We start from the raw sequence: 24608 nt of genomic DNA on the forward strand, positions 1-24608 counted from the left end.
TATCTAATATAACTTATGGAAGAAGCTAAGGAGTGTGTTTAACATTGTTGAAGGTAACAAAGTTTGATCGAACATTGTGGGGACAAACTTCATTCGAAGACATAGGATTTGATAAAGCAAAAAAGCAATTTGTTATTTTCTATCTCGATGGTAAAAAGATTGAATTTTTTGATGTGGAAGAACAAGCTGTCTTAGCCTTTATTGTTGCGCAAGATAAGGATTCTTTTATCATTAACAACCTTCTTCCGTACCATGCATATCAAGTGAAAGATGGGAAGATTCCAAGATCATCTTAATCACATCCATGTATTTAACTTCTTTTTTTCTGTTAGACGAGCATTATCACTCTATACATAGCCCTCATTAAGAGGGCTATCGTCATAGAATTAAGACGACTCTCCCTCCATGATACTAGCTACGACATCTTTATATACTTTATACGTAGTCGAAGCCTCATCTGACTGGTATAAATCAACAACTACCATAGCATACTTCGGATCATCCTTTGGAAAATAGCCTGCAAACCAATGATGATATTTACCATCTTGGCCTGTTTCTGCTGTGCCAGATTTACCTGAAACTTCTAACCCTTTAAAGGTTTGGCCAGTTCCACTTTGTACAACTTGTTCCATTAACCCTTGAAGTAACTTTGTTGTTTGAGGCTTCAACACATTTTCAGTCATAGGATGGGTAGGAAAGTCGAACATCGTCGTCCCATTACTGTACAGTATTTTTTGAACAGTCTTCACTTCTTTTTTATTTCCTCCATCCGCTACGGTTGCCATCATATTGGCAATAGCTAGTGGAGTTACCTTCACTTCCTTCTGACCGATAGCAGTTTGTGCAATAGCTCGGTTCACATATGGGTCTTGTTCGTTTCCCCACACCTGTCCATCTTCTTCATTGGTAAATTGCTTAAAGTCGTCAAAGTGAAACACACGTCCTTGCCAACCAACTGGATCCAAAAGCCCTAATTTATCCGCATACGTCTCAAGGATAGTCCGATCTTGCTGAACAAGCTCATTTGCTATTTGAGCAAAGGTTCGGTTGCAGCTCTGCGCAAAACTTTCGGTAAAGGATAGTTTACCCAATTTTCTATCAGATGGACCATCCCCATAGAGATTCCGGTCACAATTAAATGTCCGTGATAAATCCACCTTGTCTGTTTCTAACGCTGCCGCTGCCGTAACCGTTTTAAAGATAGAACCAGGAAAATGGGCAGTAAGCATTTGGTTTTTTATCGTATCTCCTTCAAAAGGTTGGTCACTATCTATGGATGGACGAGAAACCATAGCAAGGACCTCTCTAGATTGGATATCAAGGAGCACCAGTCCACCCATTTTCATGTTGTAATTTTCGATTGCTTCCTCACTTAGCTTTTGCTTTTTCATATCTATGGTCGTTAACACCTTTGTTGGATAAAAGGGATCTGCCTCGCCGACGTACCTTAGGTTTAGCCCCATCATCGGCGCCCCCTGTGCATCTACATGGTACAAAATCTTTTGCTCGTTTTCAGATTGTAAAAAGGGATCAAAAGTGGCTTGAAGACCTGATATTCCTAATGGTTTTGCATCTTTTTTATCTTCGGATTCTGGATATCGTTTAAAATATTCCTCCTTATTCTTTCGAACGATTCCAATCAGATGCTGCGCATCAGTTGGATCTTGGACTACTGTTCTTTCTACAGCTACAATGCCTGGTACTTTTACACTTTTTACTTTATTGTACAAAGTGTCTGTAATCGTAACTGAAAATAAATCCGATAAGTAGGCTGGTTTTTTTAAGTCTTTTATTTTCTGTTTTAATTGATAGGTTTGAACAGGCAAATCTTCTAGAATGGATTGGTTCTTTATTTGATCAAGAAAAGGGAATAAGACGATGTCTTTTCTTATAGCTTGGTTCAAGGGGTTCTTCTCATTGTCTAGGAAAATACCTCTTCCACTCGATAGATTTATTTCAGTCGTTCGCTGTTCGACGCTTTCTTCTAACAGGTTCACATTTTTCGGACCAAAACTTTCAGTTGATAACAATTGAATATCTGCCAATCGATACAACATGACCCCAAATCCTATTAATAGAAAAAAAGAAAAACCTATTACTCTTTTATAATTCATTTTTATTCACCCCATGCTAGCAGTATCCTCACTACATAGAGAAAATAAACCTAGTCCACGTAGAATTAGAATGAAATAAAAAAAGGCAGGGACAAAACTAGAACTTCCTACTCTATAGATGGACGGTTACATGATAGGTAGCTCAGAAAACTAATTTTCATTAGTTGGATGTTTATTCATATTTGATATAAATTGCGACGTAACCATTTTTGGATAATCATTACAGGGCAACTTTAGACTAAATGCCACGCTCCGGCAGCATACTTCGCTAGTAGGGATGGCTAGCCATTCTGTAATCCTAACCGAAATATTTTCATTTCATTTAAATATTTTATATTAAATATTCAAGAAATGGATGCAGTTGTTTTCATATCCTTAAGCTAGAAGAGCTACCTAAGTATCGAATTTATTACACAAAAGCACCATAAAAAATCCGAACTGATTCGAATTCTAATGAAAGAAATTTCGAACCATTGTTCGGATTTTTTAGGATAAAAACACTTTTTTCCCAGCGTCTTTATTTACTTCACATCTATAATCTTTACGACCATGTCTCCACCTGGAGTTGGTACTGTAACTTCCTCTCCAATTTCATGGCCAAGTAAGCTTTTTGCAATTGGTGAATCGTTCGAGATTTTTCCTTCAAAGGGATCGGCTTCTGCACTACCAACGATGGTATAGCTTTCCTCATCACCATCTGGTAACTCTTGAAACGTAACCGATTTCCCTAAGGATACGACATCTGGATTATCGTTGTCATTCTCTATAATTACCGCATTACGAATCATGTTTTCCACTTGAGCGATTCGTGATTCCACAAAAGCTTGTTCATCCTTAGCTGCATCATATTCAGAGTTCTCCGATAAGTCCCCGAATCCACGAGCTATTTTAATACGCTCAACTACTTCTTGACGCCTTTCCGTTTTTAAGTAGTGAAGTTCATTTTCTAATTTTTCTTTACCTTCCAGTGTCATGTAGTAACTTTTTTCAGCTGCCATAAATCCTAACACTCCTTTAATCCAACAATAAATGATTTGTTCTATCCGTATAGCATTGTACGTCAGGTTCTTTTTACCTATTTTTATTACATGCTTATGCCAGTATTAGATGTGTTTCCTCTTCTGTATAAAACTACTAACCAATACTATGGCAGATTTCCGACTATTTTTCAATACTTTTCTAAATATTGTAATTAAATCGTTTGCCTATTGAGGATCGTTTGAATTTTGGTTGCCATAATATCAATGGCTACATGGTTTTGCCCACCCTCTGGGATTATAATGTCTGCATAGCGTTTCGTCGGCTCCACAAATTGTAGATGCATTGGTCTCACCACATTAATATACTGATCGATAACAGAATCAATCGTACGTCCTCTCTCCTTGATATCACGAAGCATGCGACGAATAATCCTCACATCTGCATCCGTATCTACAAACACTTTTATATCCATTAAATCTAATAAACGCTGGTCTTCTAATATTAAAATACCTTCTAATATGATTACGTCCTTCGGTTCCACTTCTACTGTCTCACTAGAACGTGTATGTAATGCATAGTCATAAACGGGCTTTTCGATTGGCTTATGATCTAGTAACTCCTTCACATGCTTGATTAACAAATCGTTATCAAAGGCTAAAGGATGATCATAATTTGTTCGTAAACGTTCTTCAAAAGGTAGGTGACTTTGATCCTTATAATAATAGTCCTGCTCAATCACTAGAATGGTTTTATCTGCAAATCGTTGGCTGATAGATCTCGTAACAGAAGTTTTCCCTGAACCAGTTCCACCGGCCACTCCAATAACTACTGGCTTATGGTTTGACATTATCGAACGTTCTCCTTTTTTCCTATTCGCTTTTATCTCTTTTTACACTAATTGCTACCCCATCTCCTACTGGGAGGATGGTCGTCTTGTATCTAGGGTGGTTCACTAAGTATTCATTATACCTTTTAATTTTCTGGGCGATTTGGTCTAGTCTTTTATTATCTCCCGATTGATTGGCAACCAATCCTTTAAACAACACGTTATCTGAAATAACCATCCCATCCTCTGACAATAATGGACTATATTGTTCAAAGAACACTTGGTACTGTCCTTTCGCCGCATCAATAAATAACAAATCAAACGGTCCGTTCTCTTTAACGAGAGAGGTGGTTTCTAAAGCATCCCCAAAGATGAGGGAAATCTTATCCTCTACTTCTTGAGAATGAATATATTCCTGAGCGACATGGAAACGTTCTTCATCACGCTCAATCGTATAAATATTGGCTTGTGGATATGCTTCTAGCATTCGTAAGGCTGAGTAGCCAATTGCAGTACCTATTTCGAGGATTTTCTTTGGTCTCTTAATTCGAATTAATTGTTGTAGTAATTCTATCCCTAACGGCTCCATGATTGGTACATGGTGCTCTTTCGCATATTGTTCCATTTCGGAAACCCATGGCTTTTTATCATCCAACGTAGATAAGAGGTAGTCCTCTAATCGCTCCTCCATACTGGTCCTCCCTTTCAATTCCATATAGAAAAGCAGGGAAGCCATTTACCTCATCCCTGCCTCTCATTATCGTAGATACTTTTCCGTTAACTGTTGATGTTCTTCATAGGTTTCGGAGTAATAGATATTTCCATCATCTGCTGCGATAAAGTACATGTAGTTTGTCTCTGCTGGCTCTAAGACAGCCTGCAAGGAGTTTTCCGCAAAATTAGATATTGGTCCTATCGGTAATCCTGTCACAACATAGGTGTTATACGGTGATTCTACTTTCAAATCTTCAAACAAGACACGGTCTTTATGTTCTCCTAATGCATATAATACAGTAGGATCTGTTTGTAACATCATGCCCGTATCTAGGCGATTATAAAAGACTCCAGCGATTGTTTTTCTTTCTTCTTCTGTTCTTGCTTCATTTTCTACTAAAGAAGCCATCGTTAATGCTTCGTGGACCGTCATGTCTTTTTCGGAAATTGAATCCAAATAAGGTTCCACAACTGCTTCTGTTTTCTCCAGCATGGAATGGATAATCGATTCTACACTTGGGTCTTTCACGTAGAATTCATAGGTCGCTGCAAATAAGTATCCTTCCAATGGTGCACGAATTTCCGGATCTAGGATAGCATCAGACAAAATGGATGGATAGCTATCAATGAGTTTCTCTACATATTTTCTATCGTTTACTTTGTCTAGAAATTCTTGTTCCTTTATGTTTGCTTTTTCTGCAAACAATGCAGCTATATCTTCAATCGTTTTCCCTTCTGGAATCGTTACCGTAATAACTGGTTCTTTTAATACTTTACCAGTTTGCAAGGCATCAATAATTTCTTCCAGTTTCATTGAAGGGGATAGTTCATATTCCCCTGCTTGAAATTGCGTAGCATTATTAAATTTAATATAGAAACGAAATATCATACTGTCCTCTATGATTCCATTCTCTTCTAATATACCAGCAATTTGCGATGTGGATGAGCCCATAGGGATTTCAATCGATACTTTTGAATCATCATTAGGGTCTACAGGCTTTAATGCAGACGAGACATAAATATAACCGGATATCCCTGCAATTATAAGAATAGCTCCCAATACGGATAAGGCGATTACAACTATCTTTCTTACTGTTCTCGCTTCCTCTAGCCTTTGTTGGACGTTGTCTTTATGTTTATCGCCCTTATCAGACGTTGACATAGAGCTTCCCCCTTTCATCCGGTCTATTATACTACATAGTTCGTCATAATTTCTATTACCTTACCAAAATTTCCAATCATTAATGGTTTACAAACATAAATGATTGACTGCACCATTTGAAAGCACTAAAGAAATAAATGCTGACTAGATTGATTTTCGCTGCGGATGCCCTTTCAACGGAAGCTCCTAGTGAACCCACGGAATACAAAGTATATTTGCGAAGCAGCGGCAATCTAATCCCTAGTCGTCTGGATCTGTTTTTTTCTTATACGATCTACAGGTAGAATTATGAAATCTGGTCGTACAAAAAACGAACCCTTTAAACATAAACTGTACCCTATAAGGTAGACACCTAAAAAAAAGTCTACCTATAGGGTACTTTTTTGTATAATTAAGAAAATATGGGGATTGGGGAAAGGTCAAATGAGTAAAAAGATATTTACAGAGAGAGAAATTAAGACACTATCAGCGAATCCATATGTAAAGTCTGTTGGTCCTAAGGGAATCACCTATACTGATGAATTTAAACGTCTCTTCATCATTGAAAATGAAAAGGGAAGGTTACCAAGACATATATTTGAAGAGAATGGATTTGATATTGATATTATTGGGATAGACCGTATTCGATCATCAGGGAAAAGGTGGCGTGCTGCATATAGACACAATGGAATAGTTGGATTAAGAGATACTAGAAAAGGAAACTCTGGTAGACCAAGCTACAGGGAACATTCATTAGAAGAAAAATATGCACGGTTAGAAGTCGAAAATAATTTATTGAAAGCAGAAAACGAATTGTTAAAAAAGATGGACTTTGCCGAAAGGAGGCTGAAGAAGTAAAATTATCAGCTGAACAAAAATTCCTACTTGTTCACTTTGTTATCGAAAAATTTCAACTTAAAAATATGGTTAGCCATTTATGTGAAATAGCTGGGGTTTCACGTTCCGGATATTATAATTACTTCTCTTTACAATCAAGGGAACAAAGAGAAAAGCGAGATGCAGAAGATGAGATTGCAAAAGAGATTATCTTAAAGGCCTTTCACTTTAAAGGACGTAAAAAGGGTGCAAGACAAATTAAAATGACCCTAGAAGGCCAATATCATATCACCTACAACTTGAAAAGGATTAGAAGAATAATGAAAAAATATGAAATTGTCTGTCCAATCCGTAGAGCTAATCCGCACAAAAAGATGATTAAAGCTACACAAGAACACAGTGTCTTACCGAACTTATTAAACAGAGAATTTAAGCAAGATACCCCAGGTAAAGTATTACTCACAGATATTACGTATTTATATTATGGAAAGGGACAAAAAGCTTATTTATCTACCATTAAAGATGGATCAACTAATGAAATCTTGGCCTACCATGTGCTCGATCGAATTACCCTGGATCTAGCTACTGATACGTTAGTAAAACTTAAAAGGAATAAAAGAGTAAAGTTAGCGAAAGGTGCCTTTATTCACTCTGACCAAGGAGGGCACTATACTAGCCCTACTTTCCAGAAGCACGTCAAGAAGTTAGGTTTAGGTCAATCTATGTCTAGAAGAGGAAACTGTTGGGATAACGCTCCACAAGAGTCGTTTTTTGGGCATTTTAAGGATGAGGCATTCATCAAACCATGTGCAACCCTAGATGAACTTAAAAGAGAGATTAAGAGTTATATGACTTACTACAACAATTATAGATATCAATGGGATTTAAAAAAGATGACCCCTGTACAGTACAGAGATCATCTTCTTAATGCTGCCTAGTCTTTTTTTAAATGTCCTTGACAAAGGGTACAGTTTAACAGAAAAGGGTTCGTCTTTAGATTGTTAATCAGTTTCGTCCTCTGTCAGCGTATTGAGCATTTCTTCTACCATTTCCCATTCCTCATCTGATTCAATTTGGAATAAGGAAAGATCGTCGTCATCATTTGATTTTTCCTCATATCGAAAGGCGAAAACTTCTACTTCTTCATCGTCCTTTTGTTCCATTGGGACAACTGCGATATAGGAGTGACCCGTTTCATCTACATCGAATGTGAAAAGAACTTCAAACAAATGCTCTTCTCCATTCTCATCTGGAATAATAATTCTCTCTTTTTCCTCTAGTGCCATATCTACACCTCCATACTTCTTTCCTTAGCTGTTAGAATCAAGATAGCTTTGCAAAATGAGAGCGGCCGCCATTTTATCGATTACTTTTTTTCGTTTTTTTCGGCTCATGTCCGCTTCTAACAATATTCGTTCTGCAGCCATGGTCGTCAATCTTTCATCCCACATAATCGTGGAAATAGAAAAGGTCGCTTCTAAATATTTGGCATAGGAAAGGGAAGCTTCTCCCCTTTCGCCTATTGTACCGTTCATATTTTTAGGTAAACCGACAACTGCTTGTTGAATGTCATATTCTTTGATGATGTTTTGTATCTCTTCATCTGCAGTCGAATAGTCGGCTTCATCCCATTTAATTGTTTTAATCCCTTGGGCAGTCCATCCTAATTCATCACTGACCGCAACTCCAATTGTTTTCTGCCCAACATCTAATCCCATTTTCTTCATGTTATGCCTCTCGATGCTGCTCCAAGTAATATTTTACTAGTACTTCGATTAGCTCGTCCCTTTCAATTCTTCTAATGAGATTTCTAGCATCATTATGACGGGGGATATAGGCAGGGTCTCCTGACAGTAAGTAACCCACAATTTGATTAATTGGGTTATATCCCTTTTCTCTAAGAGCTTCATGGACCGTGAGTAGGATATCTTTTACGTTCTCATCAAACGGTTCATCTGGAAAATTAAATTTCATGGTTTTATCCATCGAGTCCATTGAACACACCCCATTTCCTCGTTTTCCGTAAATTTACTACTTAACCTAGTTCTATACTAATACATTTAAAAGAGATGGACAACTTCTATCATTTAACCTTTACTTGCCTTCAGCTTGAATAGATTGAATGTATTCTTCTGCATATTGTAAGGCAGCTGGTAATTGATCTGGATTTTTACCACCAGCTTGTGCCATATCTGGGCGTCCACCTCCGCCACCACCACAGCGAGAAGCAGTTTCCTTAATAAGATTTCCGGCATGGTACCCTTTATCAATTAAATCTTTTGAAACCCCTGCAGCAAGCTGTACTTTCCCGTTTGCAGCTGAGCCGAGAAGCACAATTCCTGAGCCTATTTTCTGTTTTAATTCATCTACCATATTACGTAGCTGGTTCATTTCTTTCACATCTACTTGTTTATTCAAAACTTTTATGCCATCAAATTCTTTTACTTCGTCCAAAATGGATGCTGCTTCTAGGTTGGACAATTTTTGGCTTAATGATTCTCGATCCCGCTGAGTTTCTTTTAATTCTTGATAAACACCTTCGATTCGTTCCGGTACGTTTTCTTCTTTGGTCTTCAAGAGCTGAGCTGCATCCCTTAACAGCTGTTGGCGATAGTTCAGATACTCATAGGCACCTTTTCCGGTTGTTGCTTCCATTCTTCTGGTGCCTGCTCCAATACCGGTTTCTTGTGTAATCTTAAACAAACCGATTTCCGCAGTATCTCTGACGTGGCAACCACCACAAAGCTCTAAGCTGTAGTCGCCAATTCTTACAACACGTACGGTATCCCCATATTTCTCACCGAACAAAGCCATTGCACCCATTTCTTTTGCTTCCTCTAAACCATGGTAGCTTGTGGAAACAGACAAGCTTTCCCATATTTTTTCATTTACAATTGCTTCGATTTTTTGAATTTCCTCGTCTGAAATAGCGCCAAAGTGGGAAAAGTCAAAACGTAAGCGATCCGTCGCTACTAGAGAGCCTGCTTGGTTTACATGCGAGCCGAGTATATCCTTTAATGCTTGATGTAGTAAATGGGTCGCTGTGTGATTTTTCTCTACAAAGGAGCGCGAAGCACGATCAACGATGGCTTTTACGGCTTCTCCTTTCGTAAGCTTTCCTTCCTTCACGGTTACACGGTGTAAGTTTTGTCCATTCGGTGCTTTTTGTACATCCTCTACAAAACCTTTTCCAGAAACCCCCATAATCCAGCCATGGTCAGCAATTTGCCCACCACTTTCCGCATAAAAAGGAGTCTGATTTAAGATAATATAGACTTCTTGCCCTTCAGTCGCTGCATTGATCAATTGTTTTTCCTTGACCATTTCCACAATGTTGGCTTCTGCCTCGAGGGAATCGTAACCCATGAATCTGCTTTCCACAGTGACTTCGGATAATACACTGTCTTGAATTTGCATGGAATCTACCTTTTGTCGTGCTTGTCTTGCGCGATCACGCTGCTTTTTCATTTCTTCTTCAAAGCCTTCGACATCAATCGTAAATCCAGCATCCTGAGCGTATTCCTCTGTTAGTTCTTTGGGGAATCCATACGTATCATAAAGGCGGAACACATCTTCTCCCGGAATGACTTTGTTCCCTTGTTGCTTTTGCTTTTCTATGATACTAGAAAGAATTGCTAAACCTTCATTTAGCGTCTCATGGAATCTTTCTTCTTCTGTTTTGACAACATCTTTTACAAAGTCTTGTTTCCCCTTAAGTTCTTGATAGAACTCTTCCATGATAGTGCTTACAGTTGGTACTAACTCGTACATGAACGGTTTTTCAATGCCGATCAATTTCGCATAGCGAACAGCTCTACGAAGTAATCTTCTTAATACATATCCGCGTCCTTCATTGGATGGTAAAGCTCCATCGCTGATTGCAAAGGAAACCGTTCTAATGTGATCGGCTATTACTTTAAATGCTTCATCCTTTTCTTTAGATTCTCCGTATTTTACAGAAGCTATTTGTTCCGTTTTTTGAATGATAGGCATGAACAAGTCTGTTTCAAAGTTCGTAGGCGTGTCCTGAATCACACAGACCATTCTTTCTAAACCCATTCCAGTATCAATATTTTTCTTCGGAAGTGGCGTGTACGTATCATCTGGATTATGGTTGAATTGGGAGAACACCAAGTTCCAAATTTCTAAGTATCTTTCATTCTCCCCACCTGGATATAATTCTGGATCAGTTGGATCATTGCCATATTTTTCACCACGATCATAGAAAATTTCTGTGTTCGGTCCACTTGGTCCTTCTCCAATATCCCAAAAATTCTCTTCTAGTCGAATAATTCTTTCCTCTGGAAGCTTAACTACGTCTCTCCACAGTTCATACGCTTCTTCATCCTCGGGATGCACAGTTACAGCTAACTTTTCTGGGTCAAAGCCAATCCATTTATCGCTTGTTAAAAACTCCCATGCCATTTCGATTGCTTCTTTTTTGAAGTAGTCTCCAATGGAGAAATTCCCAAGCATTTCAAAGAACGTATGGTGACGCGCTGTCTTTCCTACGTTTTCAATATCATTTGTCCGAATGGCTTTTTGAGCATTTACAATTCGAGGATTTTCCGGAATGACACGACCGTCAAAGTATTTCTTCAGTGTTGCTACACCACTGTTAATCCATAAAAGGGTTGGATCTTCTACAGGAACTAGAGAGGCACTAGGTTCTACTCGGTGCCCATTTTCCTTAAAATAATCTAAAAACATTTGACGTACTTGTGCCGATGTTAGTTGTTTCATGGCTTCCATCTCCTTTTTCATTTGGTCAGAAAAAAACTCCCGTCGCTGCTATACTTAGCAGGGACGAGAGTTTAATCGCGGTACCACCCTGATTATGAATACAAACGTGTATCCATCACCTTATCACAATAACGGCGTGTACCGGCAATTATTAATCGCACTCCAATCTAGCTTCCATAGCTCTTGCTTCGAATTCCTTTCAGCCTCGGGACATTCTCTCTTTTCAAGCAGAATTCTACGTACTCATGATCTTCGACGTTTTTCATTCTTAGTACTGTTGATATGCGATATTATAGAGAAACTACCGAAAGATGTCAACGGGTAGCCTTTAATGCATTCCAATGATGGAAAAAGACATTTAGGACTGTTAAAACGGGAACAGCCAAAATCATTCCCATAATTCCACCTAATTCTCCCCCTACTAAAAGCGCTAAAATGATAAGAAGAGGATGGATATGTACACTTTTCCCGACGATTAATGGAGATAATAAGTTCCCTTCAATTATTTGTACAACAAAAACTGATATGATCACATAGACAACCATTTTGGTGGACATAGTGAATGCAATAATCACCGCTGGTACAGCACCTAATATGGGACCAAAGTAAGGAATAAGATTGGTAATCCCCATTATAATAGAAAACAGTAGTGGATACCTCATTCCAATCAGCCATAATAATAGAAAGCTGGTTAGTCCGACAAATAAACAGACTAGTAATTGTCCTCTTATGTAATCCCCTAAGCTTTTTTCAATGTCACTAAATAACTGTTTGCTTTCTATACGATACTTTTTCGGACTGAGCTTCCACATTACTCGCTTTATAAGTATAAAATCCTTCAACATATAAAACACAATAACCGGAATCACCGCTACGATTATTACAACATCCATGACTTTCGTTAAATCTTTCACTGCATTCGTCAACACGTTTGCAAGCCAGTTTTCCGCTTCTAGAAGGATGACATCCATCTTGTCATGCACCTTTTCCGGTAGAAAGGAAGTTTTTTCATACATCTCATAAATAATGTTGCGATACTGATCCATGAAAACTGGTAAATTGTTCTTTAAATCATTTAGTTGCTGTAACACGACTGGATAGGTCTCATAAAGTAAATAACCAAGTCCACCAAAGAAAATGCTGTAGATAAGCACTATGGCCAACCATCTTGGATATTTTAAATCATGCAGTTTTTCAATTAAGGGATGCAATAGAAAAGCAATTAAACCCGCTATGAAGAACGGTGTAAGAATCCTAATGATGATTGCAAGGAACGCTTCATATAACGGAAAAAGCTTCGTTAATAAATAGATAAAAAGAACGAGTAATATCGCTATGATAATATTATAAAGAACTTTGAGTTGTTTTTCCGAGGTAAACAAACTGCTTCCCTCCATTCGATGCTTGCAAATGAAAACCCTTGTCGTCTCAGGGCATGACAAGGGGGCTCCTTTCTAGCATTCTAGTTGTTTTCCTTATTTACATTTGGAGCTTTCTTTCATCTTCTGAAAATAAATCATTTAAAGAGCTTAAGGAACCATCTGCCTCAACTTGATGAACGTCCAGTACTTCATTTTCTAAAGAAAGTTCAATAAAACAGTTCCAGCAATAGTATTGTTGGTTCCCAATTTTTCCGATATTTTTCCCTTTACAATTCGGACAATGCATATAGCAGTCACTCCTTGATGTTTCAATTGTTACTACCATAATGTCCAAAAAATAGATTCTTATACTTGTGAATTGAGCGGTGCCTGTCACTACCTGGATTTCGTCGAAAAAAGCCGAACAAAAGAAAAACTAGAGACAGCTGCCTCTAGTTATAAAAAGTCGTATGGGGATATTTCTTCATTTTCCTCTTCCACTTGTTCTTTTACCTTTTGATCCAACTGAAAGATTTCTTGTAAGAAAGATACTAGGGACGTATATCTCATATTCGTATCCTCTTCTTTTATCCCTTGCAAGAAAGAATGCTTGTCTCCGCAAATGATCAATGAGTTTTTACTTCGAGTAATCGCGGTATATAACAAATTTTTTCGTAACATACGACGATAGCTCGGGACCACTGGTAATACTACGATTTGAAACTCGCTACCTTGTGACTTATGAATCGACGTGCAGTAGGCGTGCGTGATATGATTCAAATCTTTTTTTAGATACAAAACTTCTTTTTCATCAAAAGAAATAACGATTTGCTCGGTTTTATCTTCGGTTTCTGATTCTTTAAAGATCGCTACAATTTCGCCAATATCTCCATTAAAAACTCCATCCTCTGGTTGATTGACGAGTTGAATCACTTTATCACCTGTTCGATACTCGACTTCTCCCCATTTAATGTGGCGCTTTTGCTGGTTTGGTGGGTTGACAATCATTTGGATTTGTTCGTTTATACGATGGATGCCTGCTTTGGTCTTATACATGGGAGCAAGAATTTGCAAATCTTTCATGTCGACCCCTTTTTCGTACGCCTTTTGCACGATTTGGTTAACGACATCCAACACTTGATGTTCGCCACATGGAATAAAATTAAAGTCTGCATCCTTCTGCAGAGAATCCAAATCACACGTGTTGTTCTTAATTTCATGTGCGAGCTGAATGATTTTAGAACCTTCCTTCTGACGGTACACCTCGTCAAGTTGAACCGAGGGAATCTGCTTACTCGCTAATAAATCAGCGAGCACTTGTCCTGGACCAACCGATGGTAGTTGGTCTTCATCCCCAACAATGAGAACACGCATATCTTTCGGGATGGCTCGAAATAATTGATTCGCCAACCACGTATCCACCATGGAAAACTCATCAATGACAATTAGCTTTCCGGATAATGGGTTATCGCTATCCTTTTCAAATGTTTCGTGACCGTTCCATCCGAGTAGTCGATGTATCGTCATAGCAGGAAGGCCAGTCGACTCTGATAATCTTTTAGCTGCACGACCGGTAGGCGCAGTCAAAAGAAACGGAAATGTAAGCTCATTATCATAATCCTTAGGTTCTAAAGATAGATCATAGAGACCAGAGTAAGCATTAATGATTCCTTTTATAACCGTCGTTTTCCCTGTTCCTGGACCACCAGTTAGAATCATCACTTTTGAATGTAAGGCTTGTTCAATCGCTTCAAATTGTTTTTTTCCATAGCTTAATGCCTCTTCTTCCTCCAAAGCCCCAATTATTTTTAATAATTCAGCAGTTGGAACTTCCTCTTCCGCCTTTTCACTCATTATTCGGTGGAGCTGTGAGCAAAAACCTGTTTCCGCGTAATAAAGACTTGGCAAGTAAGCTTTCGAGTCCTGTACAATAATCTTTTGATCTGTATTGAGAGTGATTACTTCTTTTGAAATCTCGTCAAACGTTACTTCCGAAACCCGTTGGTTAAGCAATTGTTCCACACTACTCACCAAATCTTCCAACGGTAAATAAACATGACCACTAAACGTACTTTGATGGAGGACATAAATACAGCCTGCTTGAATTCTACTAGGATGGTTCTTCAAGATACCTTTTTTCGCTGCTACTTCGTCCGCTCGTTGAAATCCAAAACCTTCGATGTCAAATACAAACTGGTACGGGTCATTCTCCAATACTTCCAATGCTTTATCTTTATAAGCTTCATAAATCTTTTGTGCCATCTTCAAACCAAAACCATATTTCGATAGATTAACGACGATGTGTTCGAAGCCTTGATGTTCTTGCAAAGAGCGTCTTAGCTGTTCTGCTTGCTCCGATTTTAATCCCGGAACCTTTTTCAGAACAGATGCATCATTCATTATTTGGTTAATCGCGGTTTCTCCTAATATATCTACAATCTTTTGGGCTGTCTTTTTTCCGATCCCATAAAACAAATCACTAGATAAATAAGAAACGATACCATCTGTAGTTTCCGGAATGAAACGCTCATAATGATGGACTTGATATTGCCTCCCAAAACGTTTATGGTTCTCAAATTCTCCTTGAAAAAGATAGATCTCCCCTGGATCAAGGCGGGTAAAATACCCTTTTACGACGAGTTCCTTTTCCTCGACCTCTTCGTCCGTCTCTAAAACCTTAATCCGGGCAATGGAAAAGTGTTCTTGTTCATTTGTAAAAATGGTATGGATGAGTTCACCCTTTATGAACCCTTTTCTACTTTCCTTTTCCATTGTTCGAGCTCCTTTTATTCTTGGTTCTGGTTATTGTTCATTTCTTCAATCTTTTCCTTTGCATGACTAGCTAAAAGGTGGTCAGGTTGAATGTCAAGCGCCTTTTTAAAATGGTCCATCGCGAGCTCCACATCATCTTTATAAAGATACGATACACCTAGATTGTAGTGGGTATCACTATGCCTCGGATTTATTTTCAATACTTGAAAGAAGACTTGCTGTGCTGTATCAATCTGATTCGTTTCCGCCAAGGATAGTCCATATTGGAACAACGCTACCTCATCTTCGGGATTTAGTTCAGTAGCTCGCTGGAAATAGGGAAGTGCGAGCTTTTGATGATCTAAGTTTTGTAACGATAAACCGATCATTACATAAACATCTGCTTCCTGAAGACCAAGCTGAATTGCTTTTTGGAATTGCTCTTGCGCCTTTTCAAATAACGATTTTTCGAAGTAGACATTTCCTAACCCGTAATAAGCAGTTGCTAGCTGATCATCTAATTCTATCGCTCGTAGGAAAAAACGCTCCGCTTTCTCTAATTCATTCATATGGAGTAACAAGTTCCCAAAGTTTATAAAACCTAGTGGATCCTTCGGGTTTTCTTCTATCGATTCATTAAACAGCTTTGCTGCTTCTTCAAAGTTTTGTTCTTGCATCTTCTTAATACCTTCATTTAACTTATCCACTTAAAACCTTCCTTTTCTTATGTAAATGCATTCTGTCTATATTTCCATCTAACCATTTTAATAGATTTCAAACAAGAGGGACAGACAAATTTGTCTGTCCCTTTGTTCCTTACCCAACATACTCTAAGCTGCGCTCATTTTTCAGAATTTCATCAATCGTTCCACCGCCGAGACATACCTCGTCCTGATAAAAGACAACCGCTTGGCCTGGTGTTACCGCCCGTTGAGGGTCATGAAAATCCACTTTCACTTTGCCATCCTCTAATGGCGTTACGGTTACTTTGCTATCCGTTTGACGATAACGGAATTTGGCTGTGCATTCCAAAGGTTCCGTTAATGGTTGTTCATTAACCCAGCTCAAGTCGGACGCCATCAAAGCATCTGAATAGAGATAATCTGTTTCAGAGCCTTGTTCTACATACAACACATTATCTTCTAAGTTTTTCCCAACCACAAACCACGGATCCCCTGCACCACCGATGCCAAGTCCTTGTCGTTGACCAATCGTGTAATACATCAACCCATCGTGTGAACCTTTTTCTTCCCCGTGCAATGTCACCATTTTACCTGGTTGTGCAGGGAGGTATTCACTTAAAAACTCTTTAAAATTTCTTTCCCCGATAAAACATATTCCCGTACTATCTTTCTTGGTAGCCGTCGCTAGATTGTGTTCTTTAGCGATTCGACGAACTTCTGATTTCGGTAAATGTCCGAGTGGGAACATTACTTTAGAAAGAACGGATTGGGACAATTGATTCAAAAAGTATGTTTGATCTTTATTGTCATCATTACCACGCAGTAGTTGTACTTGATCTCCTGCTCTCCGAACCTGTGCATAATGCCCAGTAGCCAAATAATCTGCACCAAGGGACATCGCATGTTCCATAAATGCTTTAAATTTGATTTCTTTGTTACACATAACATCCGGGTTCGGAGTTCTCCCTGCTTTATATTCTTCAAGGAAATAAGTGAAAACTTTATCCCAATACTGCTTTTCAAAATTCACCGAATAATAAGGAATGTCTAATTGATTACATACGCGTACTACATCGTTGAAGTCCTCTGTTGCTGTACATACGCCATTCTCATCAGTATCGTCCCAGTTCTTCATAAAAATTCCTACGACGTCATAGCCTTGTTGTTTTAGTAGTAACGCTGCTACAGATGAGTCAACTCCCCCACTCATCCCAACGACGACGCGAATGTTTTTGTTATCAGTCATTTGTCATTCACCACCTATCTTGCTTTTTTATTTTGTCAGTCGATTCAATACTTTCGCAATTCGTACTGCCGCTTCTTTTACATTTTCCTCTGTATTCGCTAAACCAAAACTAAAACGTACCGAATTTTGAGTTCGTTCATGGTTCGAGCCAAACATAGCTGATAAGACATGAGAAGGATCAACTGATCCAGCTGTGCATGCACTTCCACTAGAGGAGGCGATCCCTTCCAAATCAAAATTGGTTAATAGCGCTTCTACCTGTGTATGCGGGAAGCTCATATTTATAATGTTAGGAATAATATGGGCTTCGTCACCATTTATCGAAAACGAAATCTGATTTTCTTTTAACGTATCCATAAATATTTTTTTATATGAGCTATATTTGCCAGCTCTTTCTTCGCGCTCATGCTGGCTAATTTCAATTGCTTTTTGAAATCCTCTGATGCCAACTAAGTTTTCCGTACCAGGTCTTCGTTTTCGCTCTTGTTCGCCGCCATACTGCAAGTTGTCCATTTTGACTCCTTCTCGAACATAAAGAAATCCGACTCCTTTAGGACCATTGATCTTATGGGAGGATACGGAAAGTAAATCAACATTCCACGCATCTACATCTATTTTCAATAACCCGTATGCTTGAACCGCATCAGTATGAAAATAGGCTTGATGGTGGTGCAAAAGTTCTCCAATCTCTTGGATTGGTTGAATGACACCAGTCTCATTATTTACTGCCATAATGGACACTAGAACCGTATTATCCTTTAAGGAATCCTTTAAGTCTTCAAGACGAACACGTCCCGTTTCATCTACCTGTAAATAGGTAACGTCAAATCCCTTTCCTTCTAAATAATTAGCCGCATGTAGGGTTGCATGATGTTCAATCTGTGTCGTGATAATGTGATTCCCTCTTGCTTTATTCGCAAGGGCAGTTCCTATTAACGCTAAGTTATCGGATTCAGTTCCACCACTAGTAAACACAATGTCTTTTTCATTCGCACCAATACTAGAAGCTGCCAACTCTCGGGCTTCATCTAATAGATGTCTTGCTTTTCTACCAAAACGATGAATACTAGAAGGATTGCCAAATACATCCGTAACCGCCGACTGCATGTCGGCAATGACCTCGGGATGTACAGGAGTAGTTGCAGCATGATCTAAATATATGGGTTCCATGCTTCGCTTCCTTTCTATCTAAACCAGATTAAATATAAAACATGTAAGGCTCTTGACTTTCTCCATCTTCATGCTTCATTAAATCTTCTAACGTTGTTGTATCTAATACATTTTTAACCGCATCTCTAATTCGTATCCACAAAGCTTGCTTAGCTGGTTCTTCATCCTCTATCCCTTCAACAGGGGTAATTGGACCTTCTAATATCCGAATCACGTCACCAGCCGTAATTTGATCCGGTTCTTTTGCAAGCATATAACCACCGTAGGCACCCCGAATACTTTTAACGAGCGAGGCGTTCCTTAATGGTGCGACTAATTGTTCCAAGTAGTGCTCCGATAAATGGTTTTCTCGTGCAATCGTTTTTAAGGACACTGGTCCTTCGCCATAGCTTCGTGCTAGTTCAATCATGATGGTTAAGCCGTAACGTCCTTTGGTTGAGATTTTCATCTCGATCACCTCTTCTTATAACAAAATCCAGTAATTGTTTTGAATGTGGAATCGCATACCCGACGATATTTCCCATGAATAATACGACTAAAATCGTGCCTATTCCGACAGGTCCACCTAACAGAAATCCTGCAAGACAAACCACACATTCAATTCCATTTCTCACGCGAGATACCTTCCAGCCTGTAGCCTTATTAATCAATAGCATCACGCTATCCCGAGGTCCAGCACCTAAATTAGGAGCGACATAAATGCCAACGCCATAGGCGGAAATCAGAATCCCGAGAATAAAAACGATGACTTCCAACCAAAATAGTTCTATATTAGGAAGAAGCCAATTGAAAAAATCTATAAATAATCCTACTAGAATCATATTTAGAAACGTACCAATTTGAGGAAATGTCCGTGTAAACACACTCGTTACCAATACAATCGTTAAACCTGCCAATATAGACCACAGGCCAATAGTAAGGCCAAAATGGAGGAACAATCCATAATGAAAAACATCCCATGGACTTATTCCTAAATCTTTTCCTTTAATAGTTAAGGCAATGCCAAGTGCCAATAAGATAAGACCTCCAACAAAGAACATCCATCTTATCCACGTTTCCCCCTGCTGATTTCTTTTCTCTGTCACTTTCATCCTTCTTTTTCTCATCTATATTTGCCAGAAACCCGGGCAAAATGATAACAAACGTAATTATAGCACGAATACCCTCTTTCTTGCATTTTTAATGCGTTATACTTAGTCTAAAAGTGCGTGTTCAAAAAGGAGGATAAAAAGCGCAAAGAAATTCAAGGCGGCGCCGCTTCGAGTACCGGAATGTATGATTATGGATACATGAGGAAGGCCACTACTGCGAATTAACTTCCTTGCTGCCTTGCACCGAGGAATTTCACTTCCTCGATAGTTCTAGAAGACGCAGGTGCACCTGTTTTTGAGAAGCAAGCCAACGCAGAAGTTCAAAGCGATTTTTACCGGACTTTTTGAACATCCTCTAAAAAAAGAATAGATAATGCACTTGAATTACAAAGGGGAAATGCATGTTGAATCATAAACCATTAGCTTTTCGAATGCGTCCAAAACATATTGACGAGGTCATCGGTCAAACACACCTAGTCGGATCTGGGAAAATGGTTCGTCGAATGATCGACGCGAACCGATTGGCGTCGATGATCTTATTCGGACCGCCTGGCACAGGAAAAACCTCCATGGCAATGGCCTTAGCCAATACATTAAATCTTCGCTACAAAATTTTAAATGCGGTAGTAGATAAGAAAAAAGACATGGAAATTGCGGTCGAAGAAGCGAAAATGTCTGGATCACTCGTTCTTATTATGGATGAGGTTCATCGGCTCGATAAAGGAAAACAGGATTTTCTACTCCCACACCTGGAAAGTAATTTAATTACATTAATTGGATGTACGACCAGCAATCCGTACCATTCTATTAATCCAGCTATCCGTAGTAGGTGTCACTTATTTGAATTACATCGATTGGAAGAAGAAAACGTGAAAGTTGCCCTCTCGCGAGCAATATCTGATAAGGAAGAAGGGCTAGGAAATCTTCCCCTCGTCGTGACTGAAGAAGCAATCGATCATTTTGCGCAATCATCCAATGGAGATTTGCGAGCTGCTCTAAATGGATTAGAGCTTGCTGCCTTTTCTACACCAGAGGATTCCGAAAGAATTTACATAGACCTATCGATTGCGGAAGAATGTATGCAAAAAAAGAGTTTCTCCCATGATAAGGACGGGGACGCACACTACGATGTGCTGTCCGCTTTCCAAAAATCCATCCGAGGCAGTGATGTCAATGCTTCTCTCCATTATTTAGGTCGATTAATCGAAGCAGGAGATCTCGATAGTATCGCACGTAGAATGATTGTTATAGCCTACGAAGATATTGGTCTAGCAAATCCACAGGCAGGCCCTCGTGCTATTGCGGCTGTCCAAGCAGCGGAAAGAATTGGCTTTCCAGAAGCAAGAATTCCTCTGTCCGTTGCTGTAACGGAACTAGCACTATCACCAAAATCGAATAGCGCCTATCAAGCATTGGACAGTGCCCTGCACGATATTAGAACAGGCTCTAGTGGTGAAATTCCATCCCATTTAAAGGATGCCCACTACTCCGGAGCAGCTAAATTAGGAAGAGGAGTAGAATATAAATATCCACATAACTATGAGGGTAGCTGGGTAGACCAACAATATTTACCAGATAAATTGCGTAACAAAAAATACTATAAGCCGAAGGACACAGGTAAATTTGAACAGTCTTTGAAATCCGTTTATGAAAAAATACTAGATAAACAGCAAAAAAAATAAAATTACCTTGTATAACTCCAAATCTTTTCGGACAGACTAGAGATAAAATTAGCAAACTATTTCTATGAATTTAACAATTAGCAAAAGATGAGGAGTGGAATACTTGGTTAAAGTTAGACAAGACGCGTGGTCCCACGAAGATGATTTACTATTAGCAGAAACAGTTTTACGTCATATTCGTGAAGGTAGTACGCAATTAAACGCATTTGAAGAAGTAGGAGATAAACTAAATAGAACATCAGCCGCATGTGGGTTTCGCTGGAATGCAGAAGTGAGACAAAAGTATGATCAGGCTGTCTCTATTGCAAAGCGACAACGGAAAGAAAAAAAGCGGGCTGAAGCAAAGGAAAAGAAGTCTATACCACAAAGACAATCGGTTCCACCTACCTTTCACACTCCTGCTTATGAAAGTGAAAACGACGAAATAGATCTTAACCGCGTTACTGTAGAAGCATATAGAGAACCAGTTGCATCAGAACCGGTTGCATCGACTCCATCACTAGATTTGGATACCGTCATTCAATATTTAAGAAATATGAAACACGATGTTCAAGAATCAAGTAGGTCTAAAAATAGCTTAGAAAAGGTAGAACAAGAGAAGCAAACCCTCCTAAATGAAAAAGGAGAGTTAGAAAGAAAAGTAAATCTATTACAAAACCAACTTGCTACCATTCAAGAAGATTATCAGGTTCTTATTCAGATTATGGATCGTGCGAGAAAAATGGTTGTATTTGATGAAAAGGATGATATCCCATCCCCTGCTTTTCGTATGGAGAAGAACGGGAATCTAGAGCAAGTAGCAAGATAAGAACTGGCCATAAGGTCAGTTCTTTTTTTTGCAATGAACAAAAGCGCAAGCGCCCGGGTTTAAGGATTACAGACTAAGACCATCCTTTGCGGACAACGTCTGCAGACCCCTTGCCGGGGCCACGTACGGACTGGACTGAACCGTCGGAGATAAAGGAAACATGCCCCTTCAAAGGGGTATGCCAACGTTGGGCGCAAAGCCCGGGTTTAGTTGGCCTTCCTTAGTTAATAAAGGTTAAGGAAATTTGACTATCGTCAAACAGTTATCGTACAGAGGTGAGGGAAGTCTCGCTAGTTGCTGGGTGCTGAAGCTGGACTTGGCTGTTGCAGTATGTTTATCCACACCAGGCAAATTTTATAATTTCCTATACTAACAAAAAGCCTTAAGAGAACTAATCTCTTAAGGCCCTATCATAATTCATGGAATCAATCCCAATCGTGCCGTCCGAATTTGAAGTTTTGATCCCACTCCTCGCAGGTGGGTGCCCTGTTCAAAATCTTATACGTCCTCCGTGAGGCATGTACGCCACTTTGAAACATCAAGCTCCCGTAATTACTGGTGTTCGGTCAAAACATACAGTAATAAGACAAACACATCAGGATTGAAGAAGGATGCTTCCTTCTTTGTGTATTTTTATATTACCATATGAAGCAATCCCTTTCAAGGAATGCCCCAGTCATTTTATTCTTCCTTTTCCGGTAAACGTAAGGCAAGATGGAGATCCTTCAGCTGTGCTTCATCTACAACTCCAGGTGCTTCTGTTAATGGATCTGAAGCAGATGCTGTTTTTGGGAATAAAATCGTATCCCGTAGGTTAGATCTTCCCGCTAGTAACATGACCATTCGGTCGAAACCTAGCGCAATACCACCATGTGGCGGAGTGCCGTATTCTAACGCTTCAAGCAAGAAACCAAACTGCTCTGTTGCCTCTTCTTTCGAGAATCCAAGTGTTTGGAACATTTTCTCTTGCATCTCTTTTTGATAGATACGAAGAGAACCCCCACCAAGTTCATATCCATTCAACACAAGGTCATAAGCCTGCGCCCGCACTTCCGCTGGATTAGATTCAAGTTTATCTACATCACTTAACTCCGGCATCGTAAACGGATGGTGTGCTGCAAAATAGCGTCCAAGCTCTTCATCATACTCAAATAACGGCCAATCGGTAACCCAAAGGAAATGGAATTTCGATTCATCTATTAGCTTAAGGTCTTTTGCTAGTTTTAATCGTAGTGCTCCTAAGCTCTCGTGCACAACGGAAATTTTATCTGCAACAAATACTAATAAATCTCCATCCGCAGCTTCTAATTGCTTTTTAAGTTCCTCACTTACTTCCTCAGATAAAAATTTAGAAATAGGTCCTTTTAATTCGGTTCCTTCTACTTTTAACCATGCAAGACCTTTCGCTCCATAGATTTTCACAAACTCAGTTAGATGGTCAATATCTTTTCTAGAATATTCGCTAGCAGCACCCTTTACATTAATGGCACTTACTTTGCCTCCCGATTCGACTGCACCATCAAACACTATAAATCCAGAATTCTTGACTACTTCAGATACATTTACAAGCTCTAGACTGAACCTTGTATCTGGTTTATCGGAACCAAAACGCTCCATAGCTTCCTGATACGTAATTCGTTTCAAAGGAAGCTCTATATCCATTCCTTTAATTTCTTTCATCATTTTCTTCATCATGCGTTCCGTCATAGCCATGATATCTTCCTTCGTCAAAAAGGACGTTTCAATATCAATTTGGGTAAATTCTGGTTGTCGATCTGCACGTAAATCCTCATCTCTAAAACAACGAGCAAATTGATAATATTTTTCGAAACCAGACATCATAAGCATCTGTTTAAACAGTTGTGGAGATTGTGGCAATGCATAAAATTCACCCGGATGCACCCGACTTGGAACTAAGTAATCCCTTGCACCTTCTGGCGTACTTTTTGTTAGCATCGGCGTTTCCATCTCCAAAAATCCTTCATCGTTTAAGAAGTTTCGGATGACTTGAGTCGTGTTATGGCGCAAAATAAACGTCTTTTGCATCGGGTCTCTTCTTAAATCTAAATAACGGTATTTTAAGCGAAGATCTTCCGCAACATCGGTTTGATCCAATATTTGAAAAGGAGGGTTTTTCGCTTCATTGAGAATCGTAATCTCCTTCGCAATTACTTCTATTTCCCCTGTCTCCATTTTCGGGTTAATAGTAGATGCTTCTCTTTCTACCACTTCACCTAAAATTTCCAGAACAAATTCACTTCTTACTTGTTCTGCAGTTTGTAAAGCTTTTTCGGAATGTGCAGGGTTAAAAACAACTTGCACAATGCCAGAACGGTCTCTTAGGTCAATAAAGATTAAGCCACCTAAGTCTCTTCTCTTTTGTACCCACCCTTTTAAGGTTACTTCTTGACCAACATGGTCCTTTCGAAGGCTTCCAGCAACATTTCTTTTGGAACTCAA

The 24608-nt window shown here is 39.1% G+C and carries 22 protein-coding genes, 1 other RNA gene and 1 other annotated feature; of the genes, 4 read left to right on the forward strand and 19 right to left on the reverse strand.

The features are described 5' to 3' along the window. Nucleotides 1–44: 44 nt before the first annotated feature. On the forward strand, nucleotides 45–296 hold the full coding sequence (locus tag KO561_RS11625; protein ID WP_231093421.1) for a hypothetical protein: 252 nt from the start codon (nucleotides 45–47) through the stop codon (nucleotides 294–296). A gap of 90 nt (nucleotides 297–386) precedes the next feature. Here KO561_RS11625 and KO561_RS11630 read toward each other — a convergent pair whose 3' ends face one another. The 5 genes from KO561_RS11630 to mltG form a co-directional block, all read right to left on the reverse strand. After that, the gene (locus KO561_RS11630; protein ID WP_231093422.1) at nucleotides 387–2114 is read right to left on the reverse strand and encodes a peptidoglycan D,D-transpeptidase FtsI family protein; all 1728 of its coding nucleotides are present in this window, start codon (nucleotides 2112–2114) and stop codon (nucleotides 387–389) included. Nucleotides 2115–2635: 521 nt separating this feature from the next. Continuing rightward, the gene (greA, locus tag KO561_RS11635) at nucleotides 2636–3112 is read right to left on the reverse strand and encodes a transcription elongation factor GreA (RefSeq protein WP_231093423.1); all 477 of its coding nucleotides are present in this window, start codon (nucleotides 3110–3112) and stop codon (nucleotides 2636–2638) included. A 194-nt stretch (nucleotides 3113–3306) separates the two neighbouring features. Then, entirely contained in the window at nucleotides 3307–3942 is a 636-nt protein-coding gene (gene udk / locus KO561_RS11640) for a uridine kinase (RefSeq protein WP_231093424.1), read from the reverse strand. A gap of 22 nt (nucleotides 3943–3964) precedes the next feature. Further along, entirely contained in the window at nucleotides 3965–4612 is a 648-nt protein-coding gene (locus KO561_RS11645) for an O-methyltransferase (protein ID WP_231093425.1), read from the reverse strand. Nucleotides 4613–4678: 66 nt separating this feature from the next. Next, entirely contained in the window at nucleotides 4679–5797 is a 1119-nt protein-coding gene (gene mltG, locus KO561_RS11650) for an endolytic transglycosylase MltG (protein ID WP_231093426.1), read from the reverse strand. A gap of 423 nt (nucleotides 5798–6220) precedes the next feature. Between mltG and KO561_RS11655 the strand changes: the two genes are divergently transcribed. Further along, nucleotides 6221–7551, forward strand: a protein-coding gene (locus tag KO561_RS11655) for an IS3 family transposase (RefSeq protein ID WP_231093427.1) whose coding sequence is annotated in 2 segments (ribosomal slippage) — nucleotides 6221–6602 and nucleotides 6602–7551 — 1332 coding nt in all. Because the reading frame shifts where the segments join, the coding sequence is not laid out codon by codon here. Between the two features lie 63 nt (nucleotides 7552–7614). Here KO561_RS11655 and KO561_RS11660 read toward each other — a convergent pair. The 12 genes from KO561_RS11660 to KO561_RS11715 form a co-directional block, all read right to left on the reverse strand. After that, on the reverse strand, nucleotides 7615–7899 hold the full coding sequence (locus KO561_RS11660) for a DUF1292 domain-containing protein (RefSeq protein ID WP_231093428.1): 285 nt from the start codon (nucleotides 7897–7899) through the stop codon (nucleotides 7615–7617). A gap of 24 nt (nucleotides 7900–7923) precedes the next feature. Beyond that, nucleotides 7924–8340 (reverse strand): Holliday junction resolvase RuvX, encoded by a 417-nt coding sequence (gene ruvX / locus KO561_RS11665; RefSeq protein ID WP_231093429.1) that lies wholly within the window; start codon nucleotides 8338–8340, stop codon nucleotides 7924–7926. A gap of 1 nt (nucleotide 8341) precedes the next feature. After that, entirely contained in the window at nucleotides 8342–8608 is a 267-nt protein-coding gene (locus tag KO561_RS11670; protein WP_231093430.1) for an IreB family regulatory phosphoprotein, read from the reverse strand. 99 nt (nucleotides 8609–8707) lie between these two features. Continuing rightward, complete coding sequence (alaS, locus tag KO561_RS11675) at nucleotides 8708–11356, reverse strand: alanine--tRNA ligase (protein WP_231093431.1); 2649 nt, start codon at nucleotides 11354–11356, stop codon at nucleotides 8708–8710. A 56-nt stretch (nucleotides 11357–11412) separates the two neighbouring features. Next, nucleotides 11413–11621: a binding site (T-box leader), on the reverse strand. Between the two features lie 49 nt (nucleotides 11622–11670). Further along, nucleotides 11671–12738 (reverse strand): AI-2E family transporter, encoded by a 1068-nt coding sequence (locus KO561_RS11680; RefSeq protein WP_231093432.1) that lies wholly within the window; start codon nucleotides 12736–12738, stop codon nucleotides 11671–11673. 97 nt (nucleotides 12739–12835) lie between these two features. Continuing rightward, nucleotides 12836–13024 carry a DUF2797 domain-containing protein gene (locus tag KO561_RS11685; protein ID WP_231093433.1) on the reverse strand — a complete coding sequence of 63 codons (189 nt, stop codon included), beginning with the start codon at nucleotides 13022–13024 and terminating at the stop codon, nucleotides 12836–12838. A gap of 149 nt (nucleotides 13025–13173) precedes the next feature. Beyond that, nucleotides 13174–15489: an SF1B family DNA helicase RecD2 gene (recD2, locus tag KO561_RS11690; protein WP_231093434.1), complete on the reverse strand. Its 2316-nt coding sequence runs from the start codon at nucleotides 15487–15489 to the stop codon at nucleotides 13174–13176. Nucleotides 15490–15503: 14 nt separating this feature from the next. After that, a complete protein-coding gene (locus tag KO561_RS11695) occupies nucleotides 15504–16175 on the reverse strand; it encodes a tetratricopeptide repeat protein (protein ID WP_231093435.1) in 672 nt (223 codons plus the stop codon). 109 nt (nucleotides 16176–16284) lie between these two features. Beyond that, the gene (mnmA, locus tag KO561_RS11700; RefSeq protein ID WP_231093436.1) at nucleotides 16285–17397 is read right to left on the reverse strand and encodes a tRNA 2-thiouridine(34) synthase MnmA; all 1113 of its coding nucleotides are present in this window, start codon (nucleotides 17395–17397) and stop codon (nucleotides 16285–16287) included. Between the two features lie 27 nt (nucleotides 17398–17424). Beyond that, entirely contained in the window at nucleotides 17425–18567 is a 1143-nt protein-coding gene (locus tag KO561_RS11705; protein WP_231093437.1) for a cysteine desulfurase family protein, read from the reverse strand. A 28-nt stretch (nucleotides 18568–18595) separates the two neighbouring features. After that, nucleotides 18596–19015, reverse strand: a complete 420-nt coding sequence (cymR, locus tag KO561_RS11710) for a cysteine metabolism transcriptional regulator CymR (RefSeq protein WP_231093438.1) — start codon at nucleotides 19013–19015, stop codon at nucleotides 18596–18598. Continuing rightward, entirely contained in the window at nucleotides 18969–19607 is a 639-nt protein-coding gene (locus KO561_RS11715; RefSeq protein ID WP_231097121.1) for a YczE/YyaS/YitT family protein, read from the reverse strand. Before KO561_RS11715 ends, cymR begins: the two co-directional genes overlap by 47 nt. A gap of 455 nt (nucleotides 19608–20062) precedes the next feature. On the opposite strand from KO561_RS11715, the gene KO561_RS11720 reads away from it, so the two are divergent. Together KO561_RS11720 and KO561_RS11725 are read left to right on the forward strand one after the other, a co-directional pair. Then, nucleotides 20063–21340 carry a replication-associated recombination protein A gene (locus KO561_RS11720; RefSeq protein ID WP_231097123.1) on the forward strand — a complete coding sequence of 426 codons (1278 nt, stop codon included), beginning with the start codon at nucleotides 20063–20065 and terminating at the stop codon, nucleotides 21338–21340. Nucleotides 21341–21443: 103 nt separating this feature from the next. Further along, the gene (locus tag KO561_RS11725; RefSeq protein ID WP_231093439.1) at nucleotides 21444–22148 is read left to right on the forward strand and encodes an RsfA family transcriptional regulator; all 705 of its coding nucleotides are present in this window, start codon (nucleotides 21444–21446) and stop codon (nucleotides 22146–22148) included. Nucleotides 22149–22572: 424 nt separating this feature from the next. On the opposite strand, the gene ssrS is transcribed toward KO561_RS11725, so the two are convergent. Next, nucleotides 22573–22753, reverse strand: a non-coding RNA gene (gene ssrS / locus KO561_RS11730) — 6S RNA. Between the two features lie 76 nt (nucleotides 22754–22829). After that, nucleotides 22830–24608 (reverse strand): aspartate--tRNA ligase, encoded by a 1779-nt coding sequence (gene aspS, locus KO561_RS11735; protein ID WP_231093440.1) that lies wholly within the window; start codon nucleotides 24606–24608, stop codon nucleotides 22830–22832.

Source organism: Radiobacillus kanasensis (assembly GCF_021049245.1).
Lineage (GTDB): Bacteria > Bacillota > Bacilli > Bacillales > Amphibacillaceae > Radiobacillus > Radiobacillus kanasensis.

Coding starts and splice junctions, on each gene's coding strand:
- cymR (WP_231093438.1), bottom strand. CDS start 19,015: ATGAAAATCTCAACCAAAGGACGTTACGGCTTAACCATCATGATTGAA.
- KO561_RS11715 (WP_231097121.1), bottom strand. CDS start 19,607: ATGTTCTTTGTTGGAGGTCTTATCTTATTGGCACTTGGCATTGCCTTA.
- mnmA (WP_231093436.1), bottom strand. CDS start 17,397: ATGACTGATAACAAAAACATTCGCGTCGTCGTTGGGATGAGTGGGGGA.
- greA (WP_231093423.1), bottom strand. CDS start 3,112: ATGGCAGCTGAAAAAAGTTACTACATGACACTGGAAGGTAAAGAAAAA.
- mltG (WP_231093426.1), bottom strand. CDS start 5,797: ATGTCAACGTCTGATAAGGGCGATAAACATAAAGACAACGTCCAACAA.
- KO561_RS11670 (WP_231093430.1), bottom strand. CDS start 8,608: ATGGACTCGATGGATAAAACCATGAAATTTAATTTTCCAGATGAACCG.
- udk (WP_231093424.1), bottom strand. CDS start 3,942: ATGTCAAACCATAAGCCAGTAGTTATTGGAGTGGCCGGTGGAACTGGT.
- KO561_RS11685 (WP_231093433.1), bottom strand. CDS start 13,024: ATGCATTGTCCGAATTGTAAAGGGAAAAATATCGGAAAAATTGGGAAC.
- KO561_RS11660 (WP_231093428.1), bottom strand. CDS start 7,899: ATGGCACTAGAGGAAAAAGAGAGAATTATTATTCCAGATGAGAATGGA.
- KO561_RS11630 (WP_231093422.1), bottom strand. CDS start 2,114: ATGAATTATAAAAGAGTAATAGGTTTTTCTTTTTTTCTATTAATAGGA.
- alaS (WP_231093431.1), bottom strand. CDS start 11,356: ATGAAACAACTAACATCGGCACAAGTACGTCAAATGTTTTTAGATTAT.
- KO561_RS11705 (WP_231093437.1), bottom strand. CDS start 18,567: ATGGAACCCATATATTTAGATCATGCTGCAACTACTCCTGTACATCCC.
- recD2 (WP_231093434.1), bottom strand. CDS start 15,489: ATGGAAAAGGAAAGTAGAAAAGGGTTCATAAAGGGTGAACTCATCCAT.
- ruvX (WP_231093429.1), bottom strand. CDS start 8,340: ATGAAGAAAATGGGATTAGATGTTGGGCAGAAAACAATTGGAGTTGCG.
- KO561_RS11645 (WP_231093425.1), bottom strand. CDS start 4,612: ATGGAGGAGCGATTAGAGGACTACCTCTTATCTACGTTGGATGATAAA.